This is a genomic window from Pseudomonas sp. FP1742 (assembly GCF_030687145.1).
In the GTDB taxonomy this organism is placed as follows: Bacteria; Pseudomonadota; Gammaproteobacteria; order Pseudomonadales; family Pseudomonadaceae; genus Aquipseudomonas; species Aquipseudomonas frederiksbergensis_D.
This window is the reverse complement of the sequence record NZ_CP117460.1, coordinates 6,350,848-6,377,495: the sequence shown is the minus strand read 5'-3', so window position 1 is coordinate 6,377,495 and position 26,648 is coordinate 6,350,848. Positions and strand designations below refer to the sequence as shown.

Genomic DNA, 26,648 nt, shown 5'->3' with positions numbered 1-26,648 from the left:
TTCTGATCAGGTCGCGTCATGAACTTCATTCTGTATGCGGTGCCGTTTTTCTTTGTGCTGATTGCGGTCGAGTTACTGGCCGACCGTTGGCGCGGGGTGAGCAATTACCGCGTGGCAGACGCGATCAACAGCCTCAGTACCGGCGTGCTGTCGACTACCACGGGCCTGTTGACCAAAGGCGTCGGCCTGGTCACATATGCCTTCGCCCTTAAACACCTGGCCGTGATCGAGCTGTCGGCCGACAGTGTCTGGGTCTGGGTATTCGCTTTTGTCTTCTACGACTTCTGCTACTACTGGCTGCACCGCATGGGCCATGAGCGCAACATTCTCTGGGCCGCACATTCAGTGCATCACCAGAGCGAGGACTACAACCTCTCCACAGCCTTGCGCCAGACCAGCACCGGGTTTCTGTTGAGCTGGATTTTCTACCTGCCCCTGGCTGTACTCGGCGTGCCGCTGCTGGTGTTCGTCAGCGTTGCGGCACTGAACCTGCTGTATCAATTCTGGGTGCATACCCGACACATTCCCAAGCTCGGCTGGTTCGAGTGGTTCTTCGTCACGCCGTCCAATCATCGGGCCCACCATGCACAGAACGCTCTCTACATGGATCGCAACTACGGCGGGGTGTTCATTATTTGGGACCGTCTGTTCGGTTCGTTCCAGGAAGAAGACGACAACGAACCGGTGATTTTCGGCGTGACCACGCCGCTGGCGAGCTGGAATCCGTTGTGGGCGAACGTGCAGTTTTACGCGCAGTTGTGGGATGACGCCCGGCGCGCCGAGCGCTGGTGGGACAAGCTGCGGATCTGGTTCATGCGCACCGGTTGGCGGCCGGCGGACGTGGCGGCCAAATACCCGATGAACAAGCCGGACCTGGCTCAGTTCCGCAAATTCGAGGTGCCGCTGGACGGGCGTCAGCAGTGGTATGTGGCGCTGCAATTCTGCGTCTACATCGCCTTGGGCAGTTACTTGATGAACCTGGAGCAGAGCCTGTCGACCGCTGCCCTGGTGTTGGGCTGGGGGGCGGTGGCGTCAGGGTTGTTTGTGTTGGGCGTGGCCCTGGAGAATCGCCCGCAGGCGTTGAAGCTGGAGCTGTTGCGGCTGGCGTCGAACCTGCCGCTGGTTTGGCTGGCGCCGATGGTCGGGCTATGGCCGGGCAGCGCGGTGGGCTGGGTAGGGCTGCTCAGTTACAGCCTGCTCAGTGGCATCGGTCTCTACTGTTGTAGAAACCGCTTCACTCGATGGGTGTCGTAGGTTCGTTGGACTTGGCCTGTTCGGCTTTCAGTGCCTGCTCATCGGCGTAGATTTTTTTCGCCAGGCGGGCATTCTTGAAACGCCGCCGCAGCCACAGGACGAAGCCCAGTACCAACAGGGCACCCAGCACCCACAGCTCGTACTTCTTGACGCTGCCGAGCATGCCTTCGAGCACCGCACCGAAGTGATACGCGGCTGCTGCCAGCGCGGCGGCCCAGATCGCCGCGCCAATCCCGTTGAGCAGCAGATAACGTCCCGGCGGATAGCCCGACAGACCGATTGCCACCGGCATCACGGTGCGCAAACCATAGACAAAACGGAAGCTCAGCACCCAGATGTCCGGGTGCTTGCGGATATGTTCCAGTGCCCGATCGCCCATCAATTGCCAGCGCGGTTTGCGCGCCAGCAATTTGCGCCCGTGCTTGCGCCCCAGGAAGTACCACAGCTGATCGCCGGCATAACTGCCGAAGAACGCCACGACCACCACCAGGTTGATGTCCATGTACCCACGGAACGCGAGGAAGCCTGCGAGCACCAGAATGGTTTCGCCTTCGAAAAACGTGCCGAGGAACAGGGCGAAGTAGCCGAAGTCATGTAGAAATTGTTGGAGCATTGTCTGGGTGCTGGCGAAATGAACGCGCAGCCTAACCCTTCGTGCACATTCATGAAAGTGTCCAAATGTGTCTCGACGTGAACATTTCCTACAAGGACAATGGAATGCGACTACCTGCCACAGGGGTGCACATAACTGTAATACGTTGGTCATAATGGCCGCTTATAACTGTCACGCTCGCCCGCCAGCGCGGGCTCAGGAGTCTGCCGTGAGCTTTACCCCCGCCAACCGTTTGTTTCCTGCAACCCGCCTGCGTCGCAACCGTCGCGATGATTTTTCGCGTCGACTGGTCCGTGAAAACGTACTGACTGTCGATGATCTGATTCTGCCGGTGTTCGTGCTGGACGGTGAAAACCGTCGCGAAGCGGTGGCCTCGATGCCGGGCGTCGAACGCCTGACCATCGATTTGTTGCTTGAAGAAGCGGCCAAGTGGGTCGAGCTGGGGATCCCGGCGCTGGCACTGTTCCCGGTGACACCACCGGAGCTCAAGTCACTGGACGCTGCAGAAGCCTGGAACCCCAACGGCATCGCCCAGCGCGCTACCCGCGCTCTGCGTGCGCAGTTCCCGGAGCTGGGTGTGATTACCGACGTGGCCCTGGACCCGTTCACCACTCATGGTCAAGACGGCATCCTCGACGAAGAAGGCTACGTGCAGAACGACATTACCGTCGACGCACTGGTTAAACAGGCTTTGTCCCACGCCGAAGCCGGCGCTCAGGTGGTGGCCCCGTCGGACATGATGGACGGCCGCATTCAGGCGATCCGCGAGGCGCTGGAGCTGGCCGGTCACGTCAATGTGCGGATCATGGCCTACTCGGCCAAGTACGCCAGCGCCTATTACGGCCCGTTCCGCGATGCGGTGGGTTCGGCGTTGAACCTGGGCAAGGCCAACAAGGCCTCCTATCAGATGGACCCGGCCAACAGCAACGAAGCCCTGCACGAAGTGGCGGCGGACTTGTCAGAAGGCGCGGACATGGTCATGGTCAAGCCAGGCATGCCGTATCTGGATATTCTTTATCGGGTCAAGGAAGCGTTCAAAGTGCCGACCTTTGTGTATCAGGTCAGCGGCGAATACGCCATGCACATGGCGGCGATCCAGAATGGCTGGTTGAGCGAAGGGGTTATCCTCGAATCCCTGACCGCTTTTAAACGTGCAGGCGCTGATGGCATCCTGACTTACTTTGCCGTCCGTGCTGCTCAATTGTTACGAGAGCAAAAATAGCCCTCCCAGGAACATTCGATGAATACCGAAGGACTCACTGAAGTTGCCGTAAAAGATGCTCAACCTGTGGTGGAGCAAATCGCTGAAACTCCGCCGGAGCTGGAGCCCGCTCCACCCGCGGTGGTGGCCGAGCCCGTTGTGGCGGCACCAGCGATTGCCATTCCCGGTCTGGATGACAGCAGCCTGTACATCCATCGCGAGCTCTCGCAACTGCAGTTCAATATCCGCGTGCTGGAACAGGCGCTGGATGAGTCCTACCCATTGCTGGAGCGGCTGAAGTTCCTGCTGATCTTCTCCAGCAACCTGGACGAGTTCTTCGAAATTCGTGTGGCCGGCCTGAAGAAGCAGATCACCTTCGCCCGTGAACAAGCCGGTGCCGATGGCCTGCAACCGCATCAGGCCCTGGCCCGTATCAGCGAGTTGGTGCACGGTCACGTCGACCGCCAATACGCGATCCTCAACGACATTCTGTTGCCGGAGCTGGAAAAACATCAGGTCCGCTTCATCCGTCGCCGCTACTGGACCACCAAGCTCAAGACCTGGGTTCGTCGCTATTTCCGCGACGAGATCGCGCCGATCATCACCCCGATCGGCCTTGACCCGACGCACCCGTTTCCGTTGCTGGTGAACAAGAGCCTGAACTTCATCGTCGAGCTTGAAGGTATCGACGCCTTCGGTCGCGACTCCGGCCTGGCGATTATCCCGGCGCCGCGTCTGTTGCCGCGGATCATCAAGGTGCCGGAAGAAGTCGGCGGCCCGGGCGACAACTACGTGTTCCTGTCGTCGATGATCCATGCCCACGCCGATGACCTGTTCCAGGGTATGAAGGTCAAGGGCTGCTACCAGTTCCGCCTGACCCGAAACGCCGACCTTGCGGTCGATACCGAAGACGTCGAAGACCTGGCCCGCGCCCTGCGCGGCGAGTTGTTCTCCCGTCGCTACGGGGATGCGGTGCGGCTGGAAGTGGCCGATACCTGCCCGAAACACCTGTCCGATTACCTGCTCAAGCAGTTCAACCTGCACGAGACCGAGCTGTATCAGGTCAACGGTCCGGTCAACCTGACGCGGCTGTTCAGCATCACTGGCCTGGACAGTCATCCAGAGCTGCAATACACCCCGTTCACCCCGCAGATCCCGAAACTGCTGCAGAACAGCGAGAACATTTTCAGTGTGATCAGCAAGCAGGACATCCTGCTGCTGCACCCGTTCGAGTCGTTCACCCCGGTAGTCGACTTGCTGCGCCAGGCGGCCAAGGATCCGCATGTGTTGGCGGTTCGCCAGACGTTGTATCGCAGCGGCGCCAACTCGGAGATCGTCGATGCCCTGGTGGACGCTGCGCGTAACGGCAAGGAAGTGACGGCGGTGATCGAATTGCGCGCGCGGTTCGATGAAGAATCCAACCTGCAGCTGGCCAGCCGTCTGCAAGCGGCCGGTGCGGTGGTGATTTACGGTGTGGTCGGCTTCAAGACCCACGCCAAGATGATGCTGATTTTGCGTCGTGAGGCCGGTGAGATTGTCCGCTACGCCCACTTGGGTACCGGTAACTACCACGCGGCCAACGCCCGTCTGTATACCGACTACAGCCTTCTGACCTCCGACGATGCCTTGTGCGAAGACGTCGGCAAACTGTTCAGCCAGTTGATCGGCATGGGTAAAACCCTGCGCATGAAAAAACTGCTGCACGCGCCGTTCACGTTGAAGAAGGGCATGCTCGACATGATTGCCCGGGAGACACAATTCGCCCTCGACGGCAAACCGGCGCACATCATCGCCAAGTTCAACTCGCTGACCGACCCGAAAATCATCCGTGCGTTGTACAAGGCCAGCCAGTCCGGGGTGCGGATCGATCTGGTGGTGCGCGGCATGTGCTGCCTGCGACCGGGCATCGCCGGGGTTTCCCATAACATCCACGTGCGCTCGATCATCGGTCGCTTCCTGGAGCACACCCGGGTCTTCTACTTCCTCAATGGCGGCGAAGAGCAGATGTTCCTGTCCAGTGCCGACTGGATGGAGCGCAACCTCGACAAGCGCGTCGAGACGTGCTTCCCGGTCGAGGGCAAAAAGCTGATTTTGCGGGTCAAGAAAGAGCTGGAGCTTTATCTCACCGATAACACCCACAGCTGGAGCCTGCAGTCGGACGGTCGCTACGTCCGCAACACGCCGACCGGCAACCAGAACCCGCGCAGCGCCCAGGCCACCTTGCTGGAGCGTTTGGGCAGCCCGATTCTGGCGGTGCGTTAACGCGCAAAACCTGTGGGAGCGGGCTTGTGTGGCGAGGGGGCTTGCCCCCGTTGGGTCGCGAAGCGGCCCCAGAGTCTGCGGTCGTGGTGTATCAAGTTCAACGCGTGCAACGTTCTACGACTGCTACGCAGCCGAACGGGGGCAAGCCCCCTCGCCACAAGCCCGCTCTCACATGGGGTTTGCGTCGTTTGCTGAATCGCGGACACAAAAAAGGCCTTCCGAAGAAGGCCTTTTTCAATTTCAGCGGACGTTGAGCACGAAGCTGACGCGAGTCAGCCATTCTGCTTCCAGGGCGAAGTCGGCCTGGGTCAACTGGTTGTCGTCCAGCCAGTGCTCCGGGAACAATACATCCAGGCTGTCGCCGTTGGCATGCAGCACCACCTGAGGCATTTCCTGGGTGCCGCGGATGTGGTGGAACAGAATCGCAAAGCGCAGCAGCACGCACAGGCGAATCAGCTTGATGCCGTCATCGCCGAAATCGGCGAACTTGTCCTTGGGAATGTTACGTCGGTGGCCACGCACCAGCAGCGCGAGCATTTGCTGGTCTTCGCGGGAGAATCCGGCCAGGTCCGAGTGCTCGATCAGGTAGGCGCCGTGCTTGTGGTACTGATAGTGCGCGATGTCCAGGCCCACTTCATGGACCTTGGCCGCCCAGCTCAGCAGTTCGCGCCAGACGCCGTCGTCCAGGTCCCAATCCTCGGCCACTTGATCGAAGGCATGCAGCGCCTTGCGCTCGACTCGCGCAGCTTGTTCCAGGTCGACGTGGTAGCGCTCCATGAGCGAGCTGAGCGTGCGCTCACGGACGTCTTCATGATGATGACGGCCCAGCAGGTCATACAGCACGCCTTCGCGCAGGGCGCCTTCACAGTGGTCCATGCGTTGCAGTTCGAGGGCGTCGAAGATCGCTTCGAGAATCGCCAGCCCGGCGGGGAAAATCGCCCGGCGGTCGGGCTTGATGCCTTCGAAGTCGATTTTCTCGACATCGCCGAGTTTGAACAGCTTGCGCTTGAGCCAGGCCAGGCCTTCGGCATTCACTTCGCCGGTACCATGCCCACCGGCCTTCAGCGCCAGGCCAATGGCACGAATGGTGCCCGAGGAGCCGATGGCTTCATCCCAGGTCAGGCGGTGCAGGGCGTGTTCGATGCTCATGATCTCCAGCCGCGCCGCGGTGTACGCCTGGGCGTAGCGGGCCGGGGTAATCTTGCCATCCCTGAAATAGCGCTGGGTGAAGCTGACGCAGCCCATTTGCAGGCTTTCGCGCAACAATGGCTCGAATCTCTGCCCGATGATGAATTCGGTACTGCCGCCGCCGATATCGGCTACCAGGCGTTTGCCCGGAGTGTCGGCGAGGGTATGGGAGACGCCGAGGTAGATCAGGCGCGCTTCTTCACGGCCGGAGATGACTTCTACCGGGTGGCCGAGGATTTCTTCGGCGCGACGGATGAACTCGCCGCGGTTACGGGCTTCGCGCAAGGCGTTGGTGCCGACGATCCGCACGGTGCCGGGCGGCATACCGTTGATCAGTTGGGCGAAACGCTTCAGGCAATCGAGCCCGCGCTGCATGGATTCTTCGCTGAGTTGACGCTCTTCGTCGATGCCGGCGGCCAGCTGAACCTTCTCCCCGAGACGTTCGAGAATCCGGATTTCGCCGTTCTGGGCCTTGGCCACGACCATGTGAAAGCTGTTGGAGCCCAGGTCGATTGCGGCGATCAGGGACAGATTCTTGGCTTGGGGTAGCGGCATGGTCAGGGGGTCTCGGTCGATAACCTCGACATCCTGCCACGATCAAACGCTCGCGCCAACGCGTAGGAGCTGTCGAAGGCTGCGATCTTTTACCACGGGACACTTGCGGTGTTGCGGATGGCCCCTTCGCGAGCAAGCCCGCTCCCACATTGGTTCGGTGTCGTTTTCACGATTGTAGGCAACACAAAATCCCTGTGGGAGCGGGCTTGCCCGCGAAGGCGGCCTCCAAGGCACTGAATATCCTTCAGGCCGTCACTTCCACGGTCCCGATGAAATTCGCCAACTCCGCCGTCTGCGGATTGGCAAACAACACCTTCGGATCCCCCACTTCATGCACCTTGCCCTGATGCATGAACACCAACTTATCCCCAACTTCGCGGGCAAAGCGCATTTCATGGGTGACCATGATCAGCGTCATGCCTTCCCTGGCCAGTTGCCGGACCACGCTCAGCACTTCGTTGACCAGTTCCGGGTCCAGGGCCGAGGTGATTTCGTCGCACAGCAAGACTTTCGGTGACATCGCCAGCGCCCGGGCAATCGCTACCCGCTGTTGCTGGCCGCCGGAGAGTCGATCCGGGAAGGCATCGAATTTTTCGCCTAATCCGACCCGTTCCAGCATCTGCCGCGCCAGTTCGGTGGCTTTGGCTTTCGGCACTTTCTGCACCACTTGCGGCGCAAGCATGACGTTTTCGCCGACGGTCAGGTGCGGGAACAGGTTGAACTGCTGGAACACCATCCCGACTTTCTGCCGCAGGCTGCGCAGGTCGGCGCGGGCGGCGTCGAGGTATTCGCCGTCGACTTCGATCACGCCGTCGTTGATCGATTCCAGGCCATTGAGGGTGCGCAGCAAGGTGGATTTGCCCGAGCCGCTGCGACCGATGATCGCCACCACCTGGCCTTCCTCGACACTCAGGTCAATGCCTTTGAGCACATGATGGTCGCCGTAATATTTATGCAGGGCGGAAATTCTAAGCAGAGGCATGCAGTCTCCTTTCCAGGTAGCGCGCACTGAGGGACAAGGGGTAGCAGAGCAGGAAGTAACCGAGGGCGACGAGGCCGTAGACCATGAAGGGTTCGAAGGTCGCGTTGGCGAGCATGCCGCCGGTCTTGGTCAGTTCGGTGAAGCCGATGATCGAGGTGACGGCGGTGCCCTTGACCACTTGCACCGAGAAGCCCACGGTCGGCGCCACGGCAATGCGCAGGGCTTGCGGCAGGATCACGTAACGCAATTGCTCCAGCGGGTTGAGCGCCAGGCTCGACGAAGCTTCCCACTGGCCGTTGGGAATCGAGTCGACGCAACCGCGCCAGATCTCCGCCAGGTAGGCGCTGGTGAACAGCGTCAGGGCAATCGCCGCCGCCATCCACGGCGAAATTTCCACACCGGCCAAGGCCACGCCGAAGAACACCAGAAACAGTTGCATCAACAGTGGCGTGCCCTGGAACAGTTCGATGTAGGTTCGGGCGAAGTGGCTGGGCAAGGGTTTCTTTGAAATCCGCATCACCATGATCAGCAAACCGATCAGCCCGCCACCGATAAACGCCACCAGCGACAATGCCAGCGTCCATTGCAGGCCCGTGAGCAGGTTGCGCAGGATGTCCCAGAAGGTGAAATCGCTCATTGGCTGCTCCTTGCGCTGCTTTTGGATATGTAGCGGCGACCGATCCAGTTCAACAGCTGACGGATCAGTAGCGCCATGCACAGGTAGAGCAGTGTGGTCAGGGCATAGGTTTCAAAAGCGCGAAAGTTGCGTGATTGAATGAAGTTGGCGGCGAAACTCAGCTCTTCGGTGGCGATCTGCGAACAGACCGCCGAGCCCAGCATGACGATGATGATCTGGCTGCTCAGGGCCGGCCAGACCTTGCCCAGCGCCGGCAGCAGAACCACATGGCGGAAGGCTTCGAAGCGGCTCATCGCCAGGGCGGCCGCGGCTTCCAGCTGCCCGCGGGGGATCGCCTGAATGCCGGCGCGGATGATCTCGGTCGAGTAGGCGCCCAGGTTGATCACCATCGCCAGTATCGCCGCCTGCCATTCGGAAATCTGCAGGCCCAGCGACGGCAAGCCGAAGAAGATGAAAAACAACTGCACCAGAAAAGGCGTGTTGCGGATCAACTCGACGTAGACCCCGAAAATGCCGGCGAACGGGCGGATGTTCCACGCCCGCACCAACGCGCCGACGATGCCCAGAGCGACCCCGAGCACTGCGCCGATGGCTGTCAGCTCAAGGGTGAACAGCGCACCGCGCAGCAGCAGGTCGGTGTTTTCCACCACCGGCAAGAAATCGAACTGATAAGCCATAAGTCGTCTCCCGCGCGAACGATCAGAGATCGGCCGGCAGCGGCTCTTTCAGCCAGGTTTGCGAGTTCTTTTCCAGCGCACCGTCGGCCTTGGCTGTGGTCAGGATCTGGTTGACCTTGTCCAGTAAAGCCGGCTCGTTCTTGTTCACGCCGACGTACACCGGAGAGTCCTTGAGCTTCACTTTCAGCGCCGGCACCCGTTTCGGGTTTTTCTCGCTGATCGCCACCATTACCACGTTGCCGCTGGCGATCAAGTCGACTTGCCCGGCAAGGTAGGCGGCGATGGTCGAGTTGTTGTCTTCGAAGCGTTTGATCGTCACGCCTTCGGGGGCGACTTTGGTCAGCTCGATGTCTTCGATGGCGCCACGGGTGACGCTGATGGTTTTGCCCTTGAGATCGTCCAAGCCCTTGATGGCGGCGTCTGGCGGGCCGAACACGGCGAGATAGAACGGCGCATAGGCCCGGGAGAAGTCGATGACTTTCTCGCGCTCGGGGTTCTTGCCGAGGCTGGAAATCACCAGGTCGACCTTGCCGGTAGTCAGGAATGGGATGCGGTTGGTGCTATTGACCGGGGTCAGTTCGAGTTTGACCTTGAGTTGGTCGGCCAGCAGTTTGGCGGTGTCGATGTCGAGGCCGCGGGGTTTCATGTCCGGGCCGACCGAGCCGAACGGCGGAAAGTCCTGGGGCACGGCGACTTTGAGGGTGCCGCGCTTGACTACATCCTCCAGACCGTCGGCGTGGGCGGGTGCCTGGCTCAGCATCAGGCTGGCAAACAAGGCGGCGAGGAGGGCGCTGTAACGCTGGGTCATGGCAAATCTCCGGATCGGCGGGAAGTGATTTCTGCGGATCGACAGAGCACGGGCCATGCCAAGATTCGGTTTCAGGGGGTGCAAGCCACGGTTTTGCTGGTGTCGTTCGGTCTTACTGGTCTGAACAGTCAGGTGGAATTTCGCACCCTGATGGCGCACCCGTGAACAATCCCGAACCCCCATGGGGCACGACTTGCCGGATGTCGCGAATAGCTTTACAACTAGCCGCTCATTGGCCTGGTTCGTCTGAAAAAAACCATGAACTCGATCTCCCGCGCAGTACCCGAAGTGGCGCTGCAAGCCATCCGTAAATTGATCACCGAGCAAGGTTTCGGACCGGGTGATGCCTTGCCTTCGCAACGGGATCTGGCGGTGCAATTGGGGGTCAGCCGGGCGTCACTGCGGGAGGCGTTGTCGTCCCTGAGTGCGCTGGGCGTGATCAGCATCCAGCCGGGCAAGGGCGTGTTCGTGCAGTCGCCGGTCGATCTGCCCCGGGGTGATGCGGCGCCGGGTTGGCCGTTCGCGGCGCAGGCATCGCCGCTGGACATCTTTCAGTTGCGCTACGCGCTGGAGAGCTTTGCCGCCGGGCTGGCGGCCGTGACCCTGAGCACCGAAGATCTCGATGCCCTGGAAGACAATGTCGCCGCCATGCGCAACGAACTGCGGGCCGCCGACTTTGATGCAGCGGCGCGGCTGGATTTCGAGTTTCACCGACGCATCCTCCTGGCCAGCGGCAATCAGGCGATGCTGAGCATTCTGACGGCCAGCGCCGACATCTTTCTGGAGAGCCAGAAGCTACCGTTCATCCGGGCCGAGCGCGCCATGGAAACCTGGCAGGAACACCGCAAAATCCTTCGTGCACTGGCTCGCCGTTCGTCCGGTGCCGCGCAGAAGGCCATGCAGGAGCATGTGCGCAACGCTGCCCTGCGCACCGGAATCGCCTTTGTCGCTCCCGTCACCTTGTGACTTGAGCTATACCCAAATTCATGGGGCGCCATAGCGAGACTCAATCATCTGCGGCTTCCTGAACGGGGGAAGGGCAGCTATGATGGGCCACGTTTTTTTGCTTACAACCTGGAGACTTCCATGAGCAGCGATCTTATCAAACACGTTAGCGACGCTAGCTTCGAGGCCGACGTACTCAAGGCCGAAGGCGCTGTACTGGTCGACTACTGGGCTGAATGGTGCGGCCCTTGCAAAATGATCGCTCCTGTTCTGGACGAAATTGCCGAGACCTACAAAGGCAAGCTGACCGTTGCCAAACTGAACATCGACGAAAACCAGGAAACCCCGGCCAAGCACGGCGTGCGTGGTATCCCGACACTGATGCTGTTCAAGAACGGCAACGTCGAAGCCACCAAGGTCGGCGCGCTGTCGAAGTCGCAACTGGCCGCTTTCCTCGACGCCAACATCTAAGCGTTGTTATAAAGCGTCATGAAAAGGCCCCGCATATTGCGGGGCCTTTTCGTTATTGAGGGCTAGACGCTCCGAAACTCAGGTGGTACATTCGGCCCCGCACTGGTTTCTCCACTGCCCCCTGCTAGCCGTCGCCGACGCACTCCTTTTCGAATAAGTACGCGATCCTGTCGCCTTCTCTGCGGCGCGGCCTCATTAAGCCAAAAGCTTAATTTCCCCCCTCCATAAATGATTACGTCATTCCTATATGAATCTGACTGAACTCAAGCAAAAGCCGATTACCGAACTGCTCGAATTGGCCGAACAGATGGGCATAGAAAATATGGCCCGTTCGCGCAAGCAGGACGTGATTTTCTCCCTGCTCAAAAAGCACGCGAAAAGCGGCGAGGAAATCTCCGGTGATGGCGTGCTGGAGATTCTCCAGGACGGCTTCGGCTTCCTGCGCTCCGCTGACGCTTCCTATCTCGCCGGCCCGGACGACATTTACGTCTCGCCGAGCCAGATCCGTCGCTTCAACTTGCGCACCGGTGACACCATCGTTGGCAAGATCCGTCCTCCAAAGGAAGGCGAGCGGTATTTCGCGCTGCTGAAGGTCGACACGATCAACTACGATCGTCCCGAGAACGCGAAAAACAAGATTCTCTTCGAGAACCTGACCCCGCTGTTCCCGACCGTGCGCATGAAGATGGAAGCCGGCAACGGTTCCACCGAAGACTTGACCGGTCGTGTCATCGACCTGTGCGCCCCGATCGGCAAAGGCCAGCGTGGCCTGATCGTTGCTCCGCCGAAAGCCGGTAAAACGATCATGCTGCAGAACATCGCGGCAAACATCGCGCGTAACAACCCTGAAGTTCATCTGATCGTGCTGCTGATCGACGAACGTCCGGAAGAAGTGACCGAAATGCAGCGCACCGTGCGCGGCGAAGTGGTTGCCTCGACGTTCGACGAGCCGCCAACCCGCCATGTGCAGGTTGCCGAAATGGTGATCGAAAAGGCCAAGCGCCTGGTCGAGCACAAGAAGGACGTGGTGATTCTGCTCGACTCCATCACCCGTCTGGCCCGTGCCTACAACACCGTGATCCCGAGCTCCGGCAAGGTGCTGACCGGTGGTGTCGATGCCCACGCCCTGGAGAAACCGAAACGTTTCTTCGGCGCTGCGCGGAACATCGAAGAAGGCGGCTCGCTGACCATCATCGCCACCGCACTGGTTGAAACCGGTTCGAAGATGGACGAAGTGATCTACGAAGAATTCAAAGGCACCGGCAACATGGAACTGCCTCTGGATCGCAAGATCGCCGAGAAACGCGTGTTCCCGGCCATCAACATCAACCGTTCCGGTACTCGCCGCGAAGAGTTGCTGACAGCTGACGACGAACTGCAGCGTATGTGGATCCTGCGCAAGCTGCTGCACCCGATGGACGAAGTCTCTGCCATCGAGTTCCTGGTCGACAAGCTGAAACAGACCAAGACCAACGACGAGTTCTTCTTGTCGATGAAGCGTAAGTAACACGTAGTATTGTCTGATCCTGAAGCCGGTCAAGCCTGTTCAGGACGAGACAAACGCTTCAAAAAGGGCGCCCCGCAAAGGGCGCTTTTTTTTTGCGCCCGGTATTTTGTATCTGGATAGATACTTACCGTGTTGTAAACTGGCGCCCATTCTATGGGGGGGCCGCCGCCCGCGAGTCCCTTATCAATCGGCTTCGTATCGGAAACGACAAGGAACGTTATGCACACATTTGGCAATCGCCGTGATATCGACGGATTGCGGGCTCTGGCCGTTATTCCGGTGGTGCTGTTTCATTTTGGCTTCAGCACTTTCAGCGGTGGCTTTGTCGGTGTCGATGTCTTCTTTGTCATTTCCGGATTCCTGATTACCAGCATCCTGTTCCGTGAGATCGGTGCACAGCGTTTCAGCTTCGTCGATTTCTGGGCTCGCCGTGCACGACGGATCATTCCGGCCCTGAGCGTGGTGCTGCTGGCGACGCTGGCTCTGGGCTGGCTGTTGCTGACGGCCAAGGACTTCTCCGAGTTGGGAAGGACGGTTCGTTATCAGTCGCTGTTCATTTCAAACATTCTGTTCATGCGCGAAGACGGCTACTTCCAGCCCGCATCGGAACTAAAGCCGTTGCTGCATACCTGGTCCCTGGCCGTTGAAGAGCAGTACTACATCTTCTTTCCGCTATTGATGGTGTTGCTGATGCGCCATGTTCGCCATTGGCGCTGGATGCTGTTTGCCATGCTGCTGGTGTCTTTCGGGCTCAATATCGCCTATATCGACCGCAAACCCGACGTGGCTTTCTTCTCGCTGCCGACACGTGCCTGGGAGTTGTTGTGCGGTGCCATGCTCGCGGTCTTGCCCGCCTCAAAACAGGCTGTGCGGCCCTGGCTCTATCAGTCTGTGGGAGTGGCCGGGTTGATGGCGGTCCTGGTGGCTGTTTTCACTTTTGACAAGGCCACGGTGTTCCCGGGCTGGGCGGCTTTGTTGCCCGTGCTCGGTGCCACCGCGCTGATCTGGTCGGGTGGGCACGGTTCTACATGGAGCGGCCAGGTGTTGAGTGCTCGCGCACTGGTATGGATCGGCTTGCTCTCCTATTCGTTGTATCTGTGGCACTGGCCGGTCTATGTCTACGCCAATGCCATTTCGATCGACGGCATTCAGCCCTTGGAGGCTGCGGGCTGGATGCTATTGGCGCTCGGCCTTGCATGGTTGAGCTGGCGCTTCGTCGAACTTCCATTCCGTGAAAAACGCCTGCTTGGTGGACGCAAACCCGTGTTGTTGGGGGGCATGCTGGCCATGGCCGCGCTGGCGGTCACGGGTTCGATGGTGCGATCGGCGGACGGCTTTCCTCAACGCCTTACCGGCAAAGCGCTGGAATATGCTCAGTCTCGGGAGTGGCGGGCCGGGCAGATGAAATGCATGTTGGTAACCTCGGACAAAGAACTGGACAAGGCGTGTCTGGTGGGTGGTCACGAAGAGATTCCGGCGACACAAATGTTCTGGGGCGACAGTCACGCGGCCGCGCTGTTGCCGGCGATCGAAAGTAGCGCAAAGCGTGAGGGTCGCCCGGTATGGCTTTACAGCATGAGTGCCTGTCCGCCGGTTCTGAGCAATGACTTGCGCCAACGTTGCAAGGATTTCAACGAGCAGACAATGGAGCGGGTTCGCAGCCTGCAGATCAAGGATGTGGTGTTGGCATCCAATTGGAATCTGTACATTTACGGTCGCGAAGACGGCGATAAAAAGGTTCTGCTTAATCAGTATGACAATACGGCGCAGGCCGAGGAGCGCATGGCCACGGCGCTCAAGGCGCGGGTGGCGGCGTTAAGAGAGGCGGGCGCGCAAGTCTGGTTGTTCAAGGAAGTGCCGCTGCAGCGCAAAGGCACCATTGATCGACTGACGAGTCTGGCCCGGATCGGGCGTTCGGCCGAGGGGCTGGGCCGACCACTCGAAGAGCACCTGGCGCGCCAGCATTTTCTCAATACCTTGTTCGAGTCGATGAGTGCCGCCGATCCAGGTGTACATATCATCGATCCTACGCCATTGATGTGTGTGGGCCAGGTTTGCAGTATCGAGGTCAATGGTCATTCGCAGTACAAGGACGAGGATCATCTGTCGGATACCGGCAGTGCTCGCTTGGGCCCGTTGTTTGCCCCGGTGCTGCTGGGTGCAAATCACAATTGATTGCTGCTGCGCACTGACAGGCTGCTGTTTGGCCGGCAGAGCAGGTAGGATGTACGCCTATTTCAGGGGTGCCATCGTCAAATGAAATTCAAGGATCTTCGGGATTTCGTGCAGCAGCTTGAGCAGCGCGGAGAGTTGAAACGCATCCAGATCCCCGTCTCTCCAGTGCTGGAGATGACCGAAGTCTGTGATCGCACGCTGCGAGCCAAAGGCCCGGCGCTGCTGTTCGAAAAACCCACCGGCTATGACATTCCGGTACTCGGCAACCTGTTCGGCACCCCCGAGCGGGTGGCCATGGGCATGGGCGCCGAGTCGGTCAGCGAGCTGCGCGAGATCGGCAAGCTGCTGGCGTTCCTCAAGGAGCCCGAGCCGCCGAAGGGTTTGAAGGACGCCTGGTCCAAGCTGCCGATCTTTCGCAAGATCATTGCCATGGCGCCGAAGGTCGTCAAAGACGCGGTCTGCCAGGAAGTGGTCATCGAAGGCGACGATGTCGATCTGGCGATGCTGCCGGTGCAGACCTGCTGGCCGGGCGACGTCGGCCCGCTGATCACCTGGGGCCTGACGGTCACCAAAGGTCCGAACAAGGATCGCCAGAACCTCGGCATCTACCGTCAACAGGTGATCGGCCGCAACAAAGTGATCATGCGCTGGTTGAGCCACCGTGGCGGTGCGCTGGATTACCGTGAGTGGTGCGAGAAACACCCCGGCCAGCCGTTCCCGGTGTCCGTGGCCCTGGGCGCTGACCCGGCCACCATTCTTGGCGCCGTGACGCCGGTGCCGGACAGCCTCTCCGAATACGCTTTCGCCGGTCTGTTGCGGGGTAACCGCACTGAGCTGGTGAAGTGCCGCGGCAATGACCTGCAAGTACCGGCCACCGCCGAGATCATCCTCGAAGGCGTGATCCATCCGGGCGAAATGGCCGATGAAGGTCCTTACGGCGACCACACCGGCTACTACAACGAAGTCGACAGCTTCCCGGTGTTCACCGTCGAGCGCATCACCCACCGGATCAAACCGATCTACCACAGCACCTACACCGGCCGTCCGCCGGATGAGCCGGCGATTCTCGGTGTGGCGTTGAACGAAGTGTTCGTGCCGATTCTGCAAAAGCAGTTCCCGGAGATCACCGACTTCTACCTGCCGCCCGAAGGCTGCTCGTACCGCATGGCCATCGTGACCATGAAGAAGTCGTATCCCGGCCATGCCAAGCGGGTAATGCTCGGTGTCTGGTCGTTTTTGCGACAGTTCATGTACACCAAGTTCGTTATCGTCACCGACGACGATATCAACGCACGGGACTGGAACGACGTGATCTGGGCCATCACCACGCGCATGGACCCCAAGCGCGATACGGTGATGATCGACAACACGCCGATCGACTACCTGGACTTCGCCTCGCCGGTCTCCGGCCTGGGGTCGAAGATGGGGCTCGATGCCACGCATAAATGGCCGGGCGAAACCACCCGCGAGTGGGGCCGGGTCATCGTCAAGGATGAAGCCGTTACCCAACGGATCGATGCCATCTGGAATCAGTTAGGAATAGATTGATGCGTGTAACCTTGCAGCCCTCCGGAGCAGTGCTTGAGATTCTGCCCGGCGAGCGGATTCTCGATGGTGCGCGGCGCCTGGGCTATGAATGCCCACAAAGCTGTCGTAACGGCAATTGCCATGTGTGCGGCGCGTTGCTGGTGGAAGGGCGGGTCGAGCAGGGCGGTGATGTGCGCGACCATGGCGAGTTCTACACTTGCATTGCAGAGCCGCTGGAAGACTGCATCGTGCTGTGGGATGGCGTGCTCGCGCTGGGAGAATTGCCGGTGCGCAGCCTGTCGTGTCAGGTCATTGAATGCAGGGATGTCGGCGGCGATACCTGGCGCGTGCGTTTGCGTGCGCCAGCGGGCAAGCCGCCGCGCTATCACGCCGGCCAGTACCTGATGATCGAGCGTGAGAATGGCGAGAAATCCGCCTTCTCCCTGGCCTCTGCCCCGCATTCCGGCCGTGACCTGGAAATTCATGTACTGGCGCGCGAAAGCAGTGCGCTGAGCCTGATCGAACAGCTTCAGCGCAACTCGATGGTGCGCATCGAGATGCCATTCGGCGACACCCATCTGGCGGAATTGCCGGACGGTCCACTGGTACTGATCGCTGCCGGTACCGGCATGGGGCAGATCCACAGCCTGATCGAACATTGCCGGGCCTCGGGCTTCAAACATCCGGTGCATTTGTATTGGGGCGTGCGCCGTCCTGAAGATTTTTACGACATCGAGCATTGGGATGAATGGCTGAAGCTACCCAATCTGTTCCTGCATAAAGTCGTCAGCGATCAATGCGGCTGGCAGGGGCGCTGCGGCATGTTGCATGAGGCGGTGTGTGAAGATTTCCCTGATCTGAAAGCGCTGCACGTCTACGCCAGCGGCTCTCCGGCCATGGTCTATGGCACGCTGGATGCTCTGGTGGAAGCGGGGATGGATGCCCATCAAATGCGCGCGGATGTATTCGCCTACGCGCCGCGATCTTGATCCGCGATTTTGATCGTTATAACTCTCTATATAGCCGATCGGTATTTATAGATTTATATAAATGCCGGTAGGTTATATCTCATTCAGGCAATCATTTTAAAGCAGTGCCATGGCACTGAAATTGCCTCGAACCTTATGTGCCTTATTGTTTCAGCGGTGCGTTCTATTAAGTAATTCTTTACTCGCGGGGAGCTGAACGCTATTCGCCATGAGCGCCATTGAATCTGCTTTTTTGAATCTGGCTTACCCTCCGCGGCTCGATCTGGGGCCGCAGCTTACACACGAACAATTGCTCAGCTCGATGCAATCGACCATGGCGCGCCACAAGGGCGGGCCGGTCTGGCTGTTCGCTTACGGTTCACTGATCTGGCGCCCTGAATGTCCTGCGGTTGAGCGCGTGCGTGGTCGCGTGCATGGCTACCATCGCGGTTTGTACCTGTGGTCCCACGAACATCGCGGTACGCCGGAAGTGCCCGGGCTGGTGTTTGGCCTGGACCGCGGCGGCTCGTGCAGCGGGTTCGCCTATCGCTTGCCCGAAGAGCAACTCGAGGCTTCGCTTTATGCGTTGTGGCAGCGTGAAATGCCATTTCCATCTTATCGCCCACACTGGCTCAACTGCCGTCTTGAAGACGGAAACCAGGTTCAGGCATTGGGATTCGTGTTGGAGCGGCACCTGCCCAGCTATGCCGGCAACTTGCCGGACCATGTGCTGAGCCAGGTGTTCGAAAGCGCTTGCGGGCGTTACGGCACCACTCGCGAGTATGTCGAGCAGACCGCCCACGCCCTGCGTAGCCACGCCATGCCAGACCGGAATCTGGAGGCGCGGCTCAAGCGCTGTAAATCAAAGGCAGATCAGGCGAGCGCTTCGCGGCCCTGACTGGCGACGTTTTTGTGGCCCAGGGTGGGTGCCAGGAACGCCATCGCCAGCAGGCAGGCAACGACCAACAGAATGAAGCCGCCATTCCAGCCGAAATAGTCCACTGTGTAGCCCATCATGGCACTGGCCGCGACGGAACCACCCAAGTAACCGAACAGGCCGGTAAAGCCTGCCGCCGTACCCGCGGCCTTCTTCGGCACCAGTTCCAGCGCCTGCAGGCCGACCAGCATCACCGGGCCGTAGATCAGGAAGCCGATGGCGAACAGCGAGATCATGTCGATCATCGGATTGCCCGGCGGATTCAGCCAATACACGATCGTCGCAACGGTCACCAACGCCATGAACACCATGCCGGTCAGGCCACGGTTGCCACGGAAGATCTTGTCCGACATCCAGCCGCACAGCAGGGTGCCGGGAATGCCCGCCCACTCGTACAGGAAGTAAGCCCACGACGTCTTGTCGAAGTCGAAGTGCTTGACCTCTTTGAGGTAGGTCGGCGCCCAGTCCAGAATGCCGTAGCGCAGCAGGTAGACGAAGACGTTAGCCAGTGCGATGAACCAGAGCATTTTGTTGCGCAGCACGTATTTGACGAAGATGTCCTTGGCGCTGAATTCCTCTTCGTGACTGGCGTCGTAGCCTTCCGGGTAATCATTCTTGTACTTCTCGATCGGCGGCAGGCCCGTCGATTGCGGTGTATCGCGCATCACGATGAAGGCGAATACGGCAACCAACAGTGCCACGGCCGCCGGCACGTAGAACTTGCTGTGCCAGTCGTTGAACCAGCCCATGCCAAGAATCGCCAGCGGGCCGATCAAGCCACCGCCAACGTTATGTGCGGTGTTCCAGACCGAAACCACACCGCCACGCTCTTTCTGCGACCACCAATGCACCATGGTTCGCCCGCTCGGCGGCCAGCCCATGCCTTGCGCCCAGCCGTTGATGAACAGCAGGATGAACATCATGGTCACGCTGGACGTCGCCCAGGGTGCGAAACCGAAAACGAACATCACCGCGGCGGACACCACCAGGCCAAAGGGCAGGAAGTAACGCGGGTTGGAGCGGTCGGACACGATGCCCATCAGAAACTTGGACAGGCCATAGGCGATTGCAATCGCCGACATCGCCACACCCAGCTGGCCTTTTGTATAGCCTTGGGCGATCAGGTCCGGGAACGCCAGGGTAAAGTTCTTGCGCAGCAGGTAGTAACCGGCATAGCCAATGAAAATCCCGGCGAAGATCTGCCAGCGAAGGCGTCGGTAGGTGCTGTCTATTTTTTCTTCAGGCAATGGAGCCTGATGTGCGGCAGGACGAAAGAAAGCAAACATTCAAGAGCTCCAGATTTCTTGTTTTGACTGCGGATGCGAATGTTACAGTTTCGTTACCGAAAATAGCACCGGTTCGCATCGGCAAAACAGCGGAAATGTTGGAGATTGCATGTTCCTTTATGAACATGTCGCTCAGGTGTAAATGAGGGTCGGTGTGGGGATGACGGAGCCAGGTCGCAGGGCTGCGACCTGGCTGGAAAACAATCAGCGAACCTGTACGACAACCTTCCCGACCGCCTTGCGCTGGCCAAGATCATTGATCGCCTGCGCCGCATTACTCAGCGGATACACCTGCGACACCAACGGTTTCAACTTGCCCTCGGCGAACCAGTCAAACAACTGCTGGAAGTTCGCCGCGTTGTCCTGTGGCTGGCGTTGGGCGAAGGAGCCCCAGAACACACCGACCACCGCGGCACCTTTGAGCAGCGCCAGGTTCACTGGCAGCTCGGGGATGCGTCCGCTGGCGAAGCCGACCACCAGCAGGCGGCCGTTCCAGGCGATGGCGCGGATGGCCTGGTCGAACAGGTCGCCGCCCACCGGGTCGTAGATCACGTCGGCGCCTTGGCCGTCGGTCAGGCGTTTGATTTCGTCCTTGAGACTGGTTTCGCTGTAGTTGATCAGCTCATCGGCGCCGGCGGCCTTTGCCACCGCGAGTTTTTCCGCGCTGCTGGCGGCGGCGATCACCTGGGCGCCCATGGCTTTGCCGATTTCCACGGCGGCGAGGCCGACGCCGCCGGACGCGCCGAGCACCAGCAATGTTTCGCCGGGTTGCAGGTTGCCCCGTTGCTTGAGGGCGTGCATCGAAGTGCCGTAGGTCATGCTGAAAGCGGCGGCAGTGTTGAAGTCCATCGATGGCGGGATCGGCAGCACGTTGTAGCCCGGCACCGCGACCTGCTCGGCGAAACTGCCCCAGCCAGTCAGGGCCATGACCCGGTCACCGACCTTGAGGTGGCTGACCTTTTCCCCCACCGCGCTGACCACGCCAGCCGCTTCGCCACCCGGTGAAAACGGGAAGGGCGGTTTGAACTGGTATTTGCCCTCGATGATCAGCGTGTCCGGGAAATTCACCCCGGCTGCGTGCACGTCCAGCAGGATTTCGTTCTTCTTCGCGACAGGACTGGCGACGTCTTCCAGCACCAGCGATTCGGCAGGGCCGAAGGCTTTGCACAGCACGGCTTTCATCAGGGCTATTCCTTTGGGAGTGATGGCCGATAAGTGTAGGTGTGTGAGTTAACGGGTCAACGAGCATGCCCGGCCCTGATAGTCAGCCATAAGCTTGTGCTTGAGCGGCGGGTCGTTATGCTAGGCCGCAAACCGGATAAGGAGCGAATTGTGAAAGCGTGGATCGTGTTGATGCTGGCCCTGTCTCTGCCTGTGGCAGCGATGGCCGAAGAAGCCAAAGAAGGTGAAGCCCCGAAGGTCAACTACATCACCCTGAGCCCGCCGTTCGTGGGCAACTATGGGTTGGATGGCACGCCGAAGCTCAAGGTCTACAAGGCCGATGTGGCGCTACGGGTGACCGGTGACGAGGCGACCAAGGCGGTGAAGGCCAATGAGCCGTTGATCCGCAATCAGCTGGTGGCATTGTTTGCGCAGCAGACCACTGAAACCATGAACAACGTCGAAGCCAAGGAAAAGCTGCGTCAGGAAGCCTTGAAGCAGACTCAGCAAGTGATGAACGACGAGACTGGCAAACCGGTGGTTGAGGATCTGTTGTTCAACAATCTCATTATCCAGTAAGACTTTTGTTGTCTGGGGCGGCCCCTTCGCGGGCTTGCCCGCGAAGGGTGACTCGGCCCTTCAGGACGCCAGGCTCTTGCGAAACCGCATCAGCGCAATGGTGAAGAACAGCAGGCCGATGGCGCTTAATGCCAGCAAGTCCGGCCAGACCACGCCGATGCCGGCGTCGCGAAACAGTATCGCGGCGCTGAGGCTGACGAAGTGCGTCGATGGCGAGCCCTGCATCACCCATTGCAGCCATTGCGGCATGCTGTCGAGGGGCGTACTGCCCCCGGAAAGCAGCAACATCGGGATAATCACCGGAATCGCCAGCAAGCCGAACTGCGGTGTCGAGCGGGCGAGGGTCGCGAGGAAGATCCCCAGCGCCGTGCTGGCGAACAGATAAACCGCCGTTACCAGCAAGAAAAAACTCAGGGAACCGGCCAGCGGCACGCCGAGGGCGCCTTTGACAATCACTTCCAGCGATACCCAGGTGCACAGAACCACCACCAGCATGTTGCTCCAGACTTTCGCCAGCATGATTTCCAGCGCCGTCAGTGGCAGCACCAGCAAATGGTCGAGGGTGCCGTGTTCGCGTTCACGCAGCAGCGCCGTGCCGGTCAGGATGATGGCGAGGATGGTGATGTTGTTGACGATCTGAATCACCGCCAGGAACCAGCCACCCTCCAGATTGGTGTTGAACAATGCTCGTGTCGTCAGCAGCACGGGTGTCTGGCTCGCCGCATCGCCCTGGCCGCTGTAGGTCAGCAGCTCGCGCTGGAAAATCCGCCCGATATAGCCTGCCCCCATGAACGCCTGGCTCATGGCGGTGGCGTCAACGTTGACCTGCACTGCCGGCTGGCGACCGGCCAGCATATCGGCCTGAAAATTGGCTGGAACATTGATCACGAAGGTGTACCGCCCGCTGTCCAGCACCTCGTCCAGTTGCCCATAAGGCAGCGGCACCGGCGGCTGGAATTCCGGTGGCCGCAGGACCTGGGCCAGTTGGCGTGACATCGGGCTGTGATCTTCATCGACCATGGCCACGCTGGCGTTGTGCACGCCGATCACTGAACCCGCCGCCGGCATGTAGATCGCCACTGTAAAGGCGTAGAACAGGAACAGCAGCAACACACTGTCGTGTCGCAGGCTTGTGAGTTCCTTGAGGCCAAGACGCAGGATGTGCGCAAGCTTATGCATCAGACTTCCTGCTTTTTCAGCATGGCCAGGCTGAGCCCGGTGAACCCGAGAAAGAACCCGAACAGCGCCAGGCATTGCGGCCACAACTGCCGGATATCCAGGGCCTTGGTAAAGGTGCCGACAGCGATATCGAGAAAATAGCCCGCCGGAAACAGCATCCCCATGACCGCGGCGGCGCCATCAAGGGATGACCGTGGCACGATCAAACCGGAAAACTGGATGGTCGGCAGACTGGTGATGATCATCGTGCCGAGAATGGCGGCGATCTGGGTTCGGGTGAACGCCGAAATCAACAGACCCATGCTGGTGGTCGCCAGCACGTAGAGCAATCCGCCGAAGGCCAGGGTCAGTGCACTGCCCTTGAAAGGCACGCCGAACAGCCAGCGGTTCATGGCCGTCAGCACGGCGAGATTGATCAGACTGACGGCCAGATACGGCACCTGTTTACCTAACAGGAATTCCAGGCGGGTCAGCGGTGTGGCGTAGAAGTTGGTGATCGAGCCCAGTTCTTTCTCCCGCACGATGCCCAGTGCAGTCAGCATGGCCGGGATAAACGCCAGGATCAGCGCCATCACCCCGGGGCCGATCGCATTGACGCTGACGACGTCCTGGTTGTAGCGGAAACGGGTTTCCAGTCTGGCGGGCGCTTGCCGGGTCGGCGCGGGGCTGGACTGATCCGCCAATTGCTCCAGGTTGGCCTGGTGTACCGCTTCCACATAATTACGGCTGGTTTCGGCGCGAAACGGCATGCCGCCATCGAGCCAGGCCGCCACGGCGGGTTGGCGGCCGGCGAACAGATCTCGGCCGAATCCGGAGGGAACCTCCAGCGCCAGTTTGATTTCCGAGCGTTGCAATCGTCGATGCAACTGCGCGGCATCGCTAATGGGGGGCTGCTCATCGAAGTAGCGGGAGCCGCGGAAGGCCTCCAGATAAGCCCGGCTCTGTGGGGTCTGGTCCTGGTCGTAAACCGCGAAGGCGAGTTTCTCCACGTCCAGGGAAATGCCGTAGCCGAAAATCACCATCATGAGCATCGCCCCGAGCAGCGCGAAGGCCAGGCGTACTCTGTCGCGCAGCAATTCCTTGCCTTCACGACTCGCCAGAGCCCGCAGCCGCCCAAAACTGAAGCGGCGGTCTTTCATCGATGTGGCGGGTGCGAGCGTTGTGTCGCCGGGTGCTGGTGGCGCTGCTGTTGCGACCGGGCTCTGAGCCTGTTCCAGACAGGTGACGAATGCGGCCTCAAGTGTCTGGCCATTGAATTGCTGTTGCAGTGCTGCCGGTGTGTCACAGGCCAGAACCTTGCCTGCGTGCATCAATGAGATGCGGTCGCAGCGCTGGGCTTCGTTCATGAAATGGGTGGACAGGAAGATCGTCACATCCTGTTCGCGGGACAGCTCGATCAGCAGTCGCCAGAAATCGTCCCGCGCCGCCGGGTCGACGCCGGAGGTGGGTTCGTCGAGGATCAGCACTTCCGGGCGATGCAGCACGGCTACCGCGAGGGATAGCCGTTGACGCAGGCCCAGCGGCAATGCACCGGACGGCTGATGGGCGACGCTGGCCAGGTTGAAACGCTGGATCAGCTCGTCGATGCGCTGAGCGCTGTCGGCCTTGGGCAGATCGAACAGTCGCGCGTGCAAATCCAGGTTCTGCCGCACGCTGAGTTCGCCATAGAGCGAGAAACTCTGAGACATGAAGCCGACGCGCTTGCGGGTGGCCAGATCCTTGGCGTTCACCGGATTGCCCAGCAGCGTGGCACTGCCTTCGCTGGCCGGGATCAGCCCGGTGAGCACTTTCATGGTGGTGGTTTTGCCGCAGCCGTTGGAGCCCAGAAACCCGAAAATCTCGCCGCGGCCGATGGCGAAGCTGACCTTGTCCACCGCCGTGAAGTCGCCGAAACGCAGGGTCAGGTCATGGGCCTGGATGGCGATATCGGCCGTAGCGTTGGTTCGGGGAGGGATCACCAGTGGTTGGTTATCGTGGCCGGTGTCGCCCTGAAAGTGGGTGAAGGCTTCATCGAGCTTGCCGCTGGGGGTTGCCGCCCTCAGGTCGCTGCTCAAGCCGGCGGCGATCAGCTTGCCGCCGTCAAGCATCAGGCAATGCTCGAACTGCTCGGCCTCTTCCATGTACGCGGTGGCGACCAGTAGCGTCAGTTGCGGGCGTTGGCGCCGAACGTCATCAATCAACTCCCAGAAATGCCGTCGGGACAAGGGATCGACGCCCGTGGTCGGCTCATCGAGGATCAACAGATCCGGTTCATGGATCAGTGCGCAACAGAGGCCGAGCTTTTGTTTCATTCCGCCCGACAGCTTGCCGGCCGGGCGCTCGGCAAACCGCAGTAGATCGGTGGCCAGCAGCAGGCTGTGCATGCGCTGATTGCTTTCGGCCCCGGACAGCCCGAACAGTGTGGCGAAGAAGTGAATGTTCTCGCGGATCGACAAATCGGGGTACAGGTTGCCGCCCAGGCCTTGAGGCATGAACGCGATGCGCGAGTAGAGGCTGTTGCGGTGGCGCCGGTCCTGGATCGAGCCACCAAGCACTTCCAGTTGACCCTCCTGTAGCGTCTTCACGCCGGCGATCAATCCCAGCAGGCTGGATTTACCGGCGCCATCCGGGCCAATCAATCCGCACCGGGTACCGGTGGGCAGACTGAACGTGATGTCGGTCAACGCATGCCGTTCGCCGTAGCGGTGCTGAAGGCGGGTGGCATGCAGTGCCAGGCCGGTCATTGAAGATTGGCCGGCCAGTCAATGGGAGCCGTGCGCACGTAGCCGTTGCCGGGCATCCCCGGTTTGGCCTGGGGCACGGCGCTGGGCTGGGTCAGGCGTAGCTTGACCCGGAACACCAGTTTCTGACGTTCGTCGCGGGTCTCGACTTCTTTGGGGGTGAACTGCGATTTGGCCGCCACGAAGCTGATTTTTGCCGGCAATGGCTGGTCGGGCAGGGCGTCCAGCAGGATCCGCGCTTCATCGCCGACCGCCAGGCGTCCGGCGACGGATGCTGCAAGATAGAGGTTCATGTATTGATCGTTCGGGTCAATCAGCAGCAGCACTCGCCCACCGGCGCCGAGCACTTCTCCGGGTTCGGCCATGCGAAGCTGAATGATCCCGTCGATGGGGGCCCGCAAGCTGCTGTCGTCGATTTCGCTGGTTAACTGAGCCACTTGCGCCTGTGCCGCGCCAATGGCTGCGCCGACGGCGGACACCTGGGCGCGGGCCGCCGTAACGGCCGCGTTGGCGGTATCGAAGCGTGACTGCTGTTGGTCGATGATCTGGCCACTGGCGAAACCGCGATTGAACAACGCCTGGGAGCGTTTGAGTTCCTGCTGGGCAAGCAGTTGTTCGCTCTGGCGCAGTTGCACATTGGCCTGGGCCGCGGAAAGATTTTCCCGGGCACGTATCACTTCGGCTTCAGCCTGGTTGCGCTGGGCTTCGAGGGTTCGGGTGTCCATGCGGGCCAACAGTTGGCCCTGGGTTACCTTGTCGCCTTCGTCCACCAGCACTTCAGCCAATCGACCGGGTGTTTTGCTGGCGATCTGCACTTCTGTGGCTTCAAGTCGACCATTGCCCACATACAACCCTTCGGGCAGTCGGTTAACGGTCGACCGCCAATAACCAAACCCCCCGGCGGCCAGTAGCAAAGCCCCGAGTAAAAAAACAAAGAAAAGCGAAGAACGGCTGTGCGTCGACATGTCGGCATCCTGCGTCTATTGCGTCCCAGTCTGACAGCAAAGCGCTTGAGC

At 60.1% G+C, this 26,648-nt stretch carries 22 protein-coding genes; 11 read left to right on the top strand and 11 right to left on the bottom strand.

The window, feature by feature from the left end; genetic code table 11:
• Positions 1-18 precede the first annotated feature (18 nt).
• Positions 19-1,254 carry a sterol desaturase family protein gene (locus PSH64_RS29000; protein ID WP_305479353.1) on the top strand — a complete coding sequence of 412 codons (1,236 nt, stop codon included), beginning with the start codon at positions 19-21 and terminating at the stop codon, positions 1,252-1,254.
• Here PSH64_RS29000 and PSH64_RS28995 read toward each other — a convergent pair.
• Positions 1,235-1,867 (bottom strand): DedA family protein, encoded by a 633-nt coding sequence (locus tag PSH64_RS28995; protein ID WP_064621046.1) that lies wholly within the window; start codon positions 1,865-1,867, stop codon positions 1,235-1,237. The genes PSH64_RS29000 and PSH64_RS28995 overlap by 20 nt on opposite strands.
• A gap of 208 nt (positions 1,868-2,075) precedes the next feature.
• Here PSH64_RS28995 and hemB point away from each other — a divergent pair, with 208 nt between their 5' ends.
• Both hemB and ppk1 read left to right on the top strand, forming a co-directional pair.
• A complete protein-coding gene (gene hemB, locus PSH64_RS28990; protein ID WP_019580521.1) occupies positions 2,076-3,089 on the top strand; it encodes a porphobilinogen synthase in 1,014 nt (337 codons plus the stop codon).
• Between the two features lie 18 nt (positions 3,090-3,107).
• Positions 3,108-5,330 carry a polyphosphate kinase 1 gene (gene ppk1 / locus PSH64_RS28985; protein ID WP_105340696.1) on the top strand — a complete coding sequence of 741 codons (2,223 nt, stop codon included), beginning with the start codon at positions 3,108-3,110 and terminating at the stop codon, positions 5,328-5,330.
• 240 nt (positions 5,331-5,570) lie between these two features.
• Here the strand turns inward: ppk1 and ppx are convergent, their stop codons facing one another.
• The 5 genes from ppx to PSH64_RS28960 form a co-directional block, all read right to left on the bottom strand.
• Entirely contained in the window at positions 5,571-7,073 is a 1,503-nt protein-coding gene (gene ppx / locus PSH64_RS28980; RefSeq protein WP_105340697.1) for an exopolyphosphatase, read from the bottom strand.
• 244 nt (positions 7,074-7,317) lie between these two features.
• Positions 7,318-8,055 carry an amino acid ABC transporter ATP-binding protein gene (locus PSH64_RS28975; protein ID WP_305479352.1) on the bottom strand — a complete coding sequence of 246 codons (738 nt, stop codon included), beginning with the start codon at positions 8,053-8,055 and terminating at the stop codon, positions 7,318-7,320.
• A complete protein-coding gene (locus PSH64_RS28970; protein WP_105340699.1) occupies positions 8,042-8,692 on the bottom strand; it encodes an amino acid ABC transporter permease in 651 nt (216 codons plus the stop codon). The genes PSH64_RS28975 and PSH64_RS28970 overlap by 14 nt, the downstream gene beginning before the upstream one ends.
• A complete protein-coding gene (locus tag PSH64_RS28965) occupies positions 8,689-9,369 on the bottom strand; it encodes an amino acid ABC transporter permease (protein ID WP_305479351.1) in 681 nt (226 codons plus the stop codon). Before PSH64_RS28965 ends, PSH64_RS28970 begins: the two co-directional genes overlap by 4 nt.
• 22 nt (positions 9,370-9,391) lie before the next feature.
• On the bottom strand, positions 9,392-10,177 hold the full coding sequence (locus PSH64_RS28960) for a transporter substrate-binding domain-containing protein (protein ID WP_018927568.1): 786 nt from the start codon (positions 10,175-10,177) through the stop codon (positions 9,392-9,394).
• A 258-nt stretch (positions 10,178-10,435) separates the two neighbouring features.
• Between PSH64_RS28960 and PSH64_RS28955 the strand changes: the two genes are divergently transcribed.
• The 7 genes from PSH64_RS28955 to PSH64_RS28925 all read left to right on the top strand — a co-directional run bounded on the left by PSH64_RS28955 (position 10,436) and on the right by PSH64_RS28925 (position 18,668).
• Positions 10,436-11,143, top strand: a complete 708-nt coding sequence (locus PSH64_RS28955; protein ID WP_305479350.1) for a FadR/GntR family transcriptional regulator — start codon at positions 10,436-10,438, stop codon at positions 11,141-11,143.
• Positions 11,144-11,263: 120 nt separating this feature from the next.
• Positions 11,264-11,593 carry a thioredoxin TrxA gene (gene trxA / locus PSH64_RS28950; protein ID WP_003206727.1) on the top strand — a complete coding sequence of 110 codons (330 nt, stop codon included), beginning with the start codon at positions 11,264-11,266 and terminating at the stop codon, positions 11,591-11,593.
• A gap of 247 nt (positions 11,594-11,840) precedes the next feature.
• The gene (rho, locus tag PSH64_RS28945; protein WP_007899384.1) at positions 11,841-13,100 is read left to right on the top strand and encodes a transcription termination factor Rho; all 1,260 of its coding nucleotides are present in this window, start codon (positions 11,841-11,843) and stop codon (positions 13,098-13,100) included.
• Positions 13,101-13,319: 219 nt separating this feature from the next.
• Positions 13,320-15,275 (top strand): acyltransferase family protein, encoded by a 1,956-nt coding sequence (locus tag PSH64_RS28940; protein ID WP_305479349.1) that lies wholly within the window; start codon positions 13,320-13,322, stop codon positions 15,273-15,275.
• 81 nt (positions 15,276-15,356) lie between these two features.
• Positions 15,357-16,823 carry a 4-hydroxy-3-polyprenylbenzoate decarboxylase gene (ubiD, locus tag PSH64_RS28935; RefSeq protein WP_105340703.1) on the top strand — a complete coding sequence of 489 codons (1,467 nt, stop codon included), beginning with the start codon at positions 15,357-15,359 and terminating at the stop codon, positions 16,821-16,823.
• Positions 16,823-17,791 carry a CDP-6-deoxy-delta-3,4-glucoseen reductase gene (locus PSH64_RS28930; protein WP_105340704.1) on the top strand — a complete coding sequence of 323 codons (969 nt, stop codon included), beginning with the start codon at positions 16,823-16,825 and terminating at the stop codon, positions 17,789-17,791. Before ubiD ends, PSH64_RS28930 begins: the two co-directional genes overlap by 1 nt.
• 208 nt (positions 17,792-17,999) lie before the next feature.
• A complete protein-coding gene (locus tag PSH64_RS28925; protein WP_105340705.1) occupies positions 18,000-18,668 on the top strand; it encodes a gamma-glutamylcyclotransferase in 669 nt (222 codons plus the stop codon).
• Here the strand turns inward: PSH64_RS28925 and glpT are convergent.
• Positions 18,644-19,993 carry a glycerol-3-phosphate transporter gene (gene glpT, locus PSH64_RS28920; RefSeq protein ID WP_018927575.1) on the bottom strand — a complete coding sequence of 450 codons (1,350 nt, stop codon included), beginning with the start codon at positions 19,991-19,993 and terminating at the stop codon, positions 18,644-18,646. The two genes, PSH64_RS28925 and glpT, sit on opposite strands and share 25 nt — an antisense overlap.
• A gap of 204 nt (positions 19,994-20,197) precedes the next feature.
• Positions 20,198-21,175: an NADPH:quinone oxidoreductase family protein gene (locus tag PSH64_RS28915; protein WP_305479348.1), complete on the bottom strand. Its 978-nt coding sequence runs from the start codon at positions 21,173-21,175 to the stop codon at positions 20,198-20,200.
• 150 nt (positions 21,176-21,325) lie between these two features.
• On the opposite strand from PSH64_RS28915, the gene PSH64_RS28910 reads away from it, so the two are divergent.
• A complete protein-coding gene (locus PSH64_RS28910; protein WP_305479347.1) occupies positions 21,326-21,733 on the top strand; it encodes a flagellar basal body-associated protein FliL in 408 nt (135 codons plus the stop codon).
• Between the two features lie 60 nt (positions 21,734-21,793).
• Here the strand turns inward: PSH64_RS28910 and PSH64_RS28905 are convergent, their stop codons facing one another.
• The 3 genes from PSH64_RS28905 to PSH64_RS28895 are packed head-to-tail and all read right to left on the bottom strand — an operon-like array spanning position 21,794 to position 26,597.
• Positions 21,794-22,912, bottom strand: coding sequence for an ABC transporter permease (locus PSH64_RS28905; RefSeq protein ID WP_105340709.1), 1,119 nt, complete (start codon positions 22,910-22,912; stop codon positions 21,794-21,796).
• Positions 22,912-25,635 carry a ribosome-associated ATPase/putative transporter RbbA gene (gene rbbA, locus PSH64_RS28900; protein WP_305479346.1) on the bottom strand — a complete coding sequence of 908 codons (2,724 nt, stop codon included), beginning with the start codon at positions 25,633-25,635 and terminating at the stop codon, positions 22,912-22,914. Before rbbA ends, PSH64_RS28905 begins: the two co-directional genes overlap by 1 nt.
• A complete protein-coding gene (locus tag PSH64_RS28895) occupies positions 25,632-26,597 on the bottom strand; it encodes an HlyD family secretion protein (protein WP_105340711.1) in 966 nt (321 codons plus the stop codon). The genes rbbA and PSH64_RS28895 overlap by 4 nt, the downstream gene beginning before the upstream one ends.
• Positions 26,598-26,648: the final 51 nt, after the last annotated feature.